The organism is Achromobacter sp. DMS1 (genome assembly GCF_001270295.1).
Genome location: NZ_LHSJ01000321.1, coordinates 1 through 4,257, shown reverse-complemented (window position 1 = coordinate 4,257; position 4,257 = coordinate 1). Strand labels below are relative to the sequence as shown.

The following is a 4,257-nucleotide window of genomic DNA, read 5'->3' as shown; positions in this document are numbered from 1 at the left end:
GCGGAATCCGCTGATGATGGTGGCGATGCACATGAAGCTGCCGTAGGAATTCAGCGTGGAGATGGTCACCTTGCCAAAGGCCACGCTGAAATACAAGAGCGCCGCCGTGGCGCCGGTGCCGCCCAGCCCGACGATATAGGCCACCTCGCGGCCGGCGAACCGGCCGTCCGCCATGGCCGCGGCGAACACGCCCAGCACCATGGCCGCCTGCGCGCCGAGCACCGAGCCCAGGCCCACGGCGAGGAAAGTCTTCACCGGCGAGGTGCGGCTGGGCAGGTAGCGGGAATAGTCCGCCACGTAGGGGCCATAGGCGATCTGCCACGAGGCGGCCAGCGACACCGCCAGCAGGAACGACGCCCACTCGAAGCGCCGGATCCGCAGCAGCTCGCCCACGTCGCCGATCGTCATGATGCGGGCGAACAGGTAGACAAAGGCCACGATGCCGAGCACGCTGGCCACCCGCCCCACCATGTGGATGACACGGTAGCCCAGCTGGGCCGCCACCACGATGACGGCGGCGAACGCCAGGATGCCCACGCTGTCGCTCATGCCCACCAGCTGCCCGATGGCCTGCCCCGAGAGCACCATGCCGGTGGCCGTGAACCCCAGGTACATGACACAGACGAGCGCGATGGGTATCGCCGCGCCATAGACGCCGAACTGCACCCGGCTGGAGATCATCTGCGGCAGCCCCAGCCTGGGCCCCTGGGCCGCATGCAGCGCCATGACGGCGCCGCCCAGCAGTTGCCCGATGAGCAGGCCGATGAGCGACCAGAACACGTCGCCGCCCAGCACCACGGCCAGGGCCCCGGTGACGATGGCCGTGATCTGCAGATTGGCCCCCAGCCAGAGCGTGAACTGGCTGTAGAGGCTGCCATGGCGTTCCGCTTCCGGGATGAAATCGATGGAACGCCGTTCGACCAGTTCGCCCGGGCCGGCTTCGCTTGCCGAAATCATAGTGTGTCTCCCGCGCGCCTGGACGCGCCTGTTCGGTTCGATGGCCGGCGGGCCGGCTCAGCGGTTGCGGTTGATCATGGGCAGGTTCAGGCCCTGCTCGCGGGCGCACTCGAGAGCGATGTCGTAGCCCGCGTCGGCATGGCGCAAAACGCATGGCCTTGCCCATGTCCTGCCAGTTGGCCGCCACCCAGCACACGGCGGCGCTGCCCAGCAGCAAAACGCCGAGCCAGAGCGTGCTGCGGGCCATGAATTGGCGCCATGCGTGCAGTTCGGATCCCGCTTGCCGTTCAGTGCCGACTTGCATGTCGTGAAACTCCGATCTTATTATCCGCGCTACTAAGGCGGGTCTGCCGCCACTGGATACTCATGAATAAAACGCTGATTATTGCCGAGAAGCCCTCGGTGGCCCTTGATATATCACGCGCCTTGGGAGGCTTCGCGCGGGAGGGCGACTATTTTGAAAGCGAACGTTACGTCCTCGCGTCCAGCATAGGCCATTTGCTGAGCCTGGTGGCGCCCAACGACCCGGTCAAGGGGAAATGGAGCTTCACGCACCTGCCCGTGATTCCTCCCCAATTCGAGCTGGGCCCCACGGACAAGAAATCGGCGGAGCGCCTGAAGCTGCTGGTGCGGCTGGCCAAGCGCAAGGACGTGGATTCCATCATCAACGCCTGTGACGCGGGGCGCGAGGGCGAGCTGATCTTCCGCTACATTATTCAGTATGCGGGCGTCAAAAAGCCCATCCAGCGCCTGTGGCTGCAATCCATGACCCAGGCCGCGATCCGCGAGGCGTTCGCCAATCTGCGCGACGACGCCCAGCTCAAGCCGCTGGAAGCCGCCGCCCGCTCGCGCGCCGAGGCCGACTGGCTGGTGGGCATCAACGGCACGCGCGCCATGACGGCCTTCAATAGCAAAGACGGCGGCTTCTTCAAGACGCCGGTGGGCCGCGTGCAGACGCCCACGCTGGCCATCGTGGCCGAGCGCGAGGAGCGCATCCGCAGCTTCGTGCCGCGCGACTACTGGGAAGTGCGCGCCAGCTTCGTGGCCGCCGCCGGCCTGTACGAAGGCCGCTGGATCGATCCCGACTTCAAGAGAGACGAGCGCGACCCCGAAAAGCGCGAATCGCGCCTGTGGTCGCTGGCGGCCGCGCAAAGCGTGGTGGCCGCCTGCCGCGACCAGCCCGGCCACGTCACCGAGGAATCCAAGCCTTCCACGCAGATCTCGCCGGCCCTGTACGACCTGACCTCGCTGCAGCGCGAGGCCAACGGCCGCTTCGGCTTCTCCGCCAAGACCACGCTGGCGCTGGCGCAGACCCTTTACGAGCGCCACAAGGCCCTGACGTATCCGCGTACCGATTCGCGCTACCTGCCCGAGGACTACCTCAACACCGTCAAGGAGACCATGCGCGCGCTGGCCTCGGGCGGCTCGAACGCGGTGGGCGAGCTGGCCCGCCATGCGGGCAAGGTGGTGAGCGAGAACTGGGTCAAGCCCAACCGCCGCATCTTCGACAACAAGAAGGTGTCGGACCACTTCGCCATCATTCCCACGCTGCAGATCCCGCACGACCTGAGCGAAGCCGAGGGCAAGCTGTACGACCTGGTGCTCAAGCGCTTCCTGGCGGTCTTCTTCCCCGCGGCCGAGTATCGCGTCACCACCCGCATCACCGAAGTGCAGGGCCACCGCTTCCGCACCGACGGCAAGGTGCTGGTGGCGCCGGGCTGGCTGGCCGTGTACGGCAAGGAAGCCCAGGGCGAGGACGCCAACCTGGTGCCCGTGGCGGATGGCGAGGTCGTGCGCACCGAGGAAGTGGAAGCCGTCGGCCTGACCACCAAGCCGCCGGCGCGCTACACCGAAGCCACGCTGCTGTCGGCCATGGAAGGCGCGGGCAAGCTGGTGGACGACGAGGAACTGCGCGAGGCCATGTCCGAGCGCGGGCTGGGCACGCCGGCCACGCGCGCGGCCATCATCGAAGGGCTGCTCAACGAAGGCTACCTGCGCCGCGAGGGGCGCGAACTGGTGCCCACCGCCAAGGCGCGCCAGCTCATGACGCTGCTGTCGGGCCTGGACGTGGCCGAACTCACCTCGCCCGAGCTCACGGGCGAATGGGAGCACAAGCTCAAGCAGATCGAGCAGGGCGGGCTGGACCGCGCGGCCTTCATGCGCGAAATCGCGCAGATGACGCAGGTCATCGTCAAGCGCGCCAAGGAATACGAGCGCGACACGGTGCCCGGCGACTACGCCACGCTGCAGACGCCCTGCCCCAAGTGCGGCGGGGTCGTGAAAGAGAACTACCGCCGCTACGCCTGCACGAACTGCGACTTCTCCATCGGCAAGCATCCGGGCGGCCGCACCTTCGAGCTGCCCGAGGTCGAAGAACTGCTGGCCAAGCGCGAGATCGGCCCGCTGCAGGGCTTCATCAGCAAAATGGGCCGGCCCTTCGCCGCCATCCTGCGCATCAGCGACGACTACAAGCTCGAGTTCGACTTCGGCCAGAACGACGAAGAAGACAACGAGGAAGTGGACTTCTCCGGCCACACGCCGGTGGGCGCCTGCCCCAAGTGCCACGCCCGCGTGTTCGAGCACGGCATGAGCTACGTCTGCGAGAAGTCGGTGGGCCCCAACAAGACCTGCGATTTCCGCTCGGGCAAGGTCATCCTGCAGCAAGAGATCTCGCGCGCGCAAATGGAGAAGCTGCTGGCCGAAGGCCGCACCGACCTGCTCGACGGCTTCGTCTCCAGCCGCACCAACCGCAAGTTCAAGGCGTTCCTGGTGCGCCAGCCCGACGGCAAGATCGGCTTCGAGTTCGAGCCGCGCGGCGAGAAGGCGGGCCGCGCGCCCGCCAAGAAGGCGGCGTCGAAAACCGCCGCCAAGACCGCAGCCAAGACGCCGGCCAAAACGGCCGCCAAGACTGCGGCCAAGAAGGCGCGCCCGCGAAAAAAACCGCCGCCAAGAAAGCGCCCGCCAGGAAGGCCGCGAAAAAGGCGGCTTCGTAGCCCGCGGCGCGGACGCGTTTTCGCAAGCGTCCGAAAAAGGCGGCTTCGTAGCCCGCGGCGCGGACGCGTTTTCGCAAGCGTCCGCGCCGCGGGCAGACTGCCCCGACGCCCGGTCCGCCGGGCGTTTTTCGTTGGCGGCATGCGGCCGCTGCGTTATCGTTTACCGCAAACCGCCGCATCCCCAAACGACGACCGAGGACGACATGAGCTTGAGCCCTGATTTCTCCACCCGCCGCCGCGTGCTGGCCGCCGCCGGCGCATTGGCCGGCGCGAGCCTGCTGGGCGGCGGCCGCGCCGCCTGGGCGCA

At 67.4% G+C, this 4,257-nt stretch carries 1 protein-coding gene and 2 pseudogenes; 1 reads left to right on the top strand and 2 read right to left on the bottom strand.

Features of this window, described 5'->3' with window-relative positions; all coding sequences use genetic code 11:
* On the bottom strand, window positions 1-957 hold a 957-nt coding region (locus AD428_RS23430; protein WP_053246747.1), incomplete at its 3' end, for a purine-cytosine permease family protein.
* A gap of 142 nt (window positions 958-1,099) precedes the next feature.
* A pseudogene (locus AD428_RS29875) lies at window positions 1,100-1,261 on the bottom strand (DUF2157 domain-containing protein); the annotation flags it as partial.
* A gap of 62 nt (window positions 1,262-1,323) precedes the next feature.
* Here AD428_RS29875 and AD428_RS23425 point away from each other — a divergent pair.
* Window positions 1,324-3,950 (top strand): annotated as a pseudogene (locus tag AD428_RS23425) (DNA topoisomerase III).
* The last annotated feature ends 307 nt before the right edge of the window (window positions 3,951-4,257 follow it).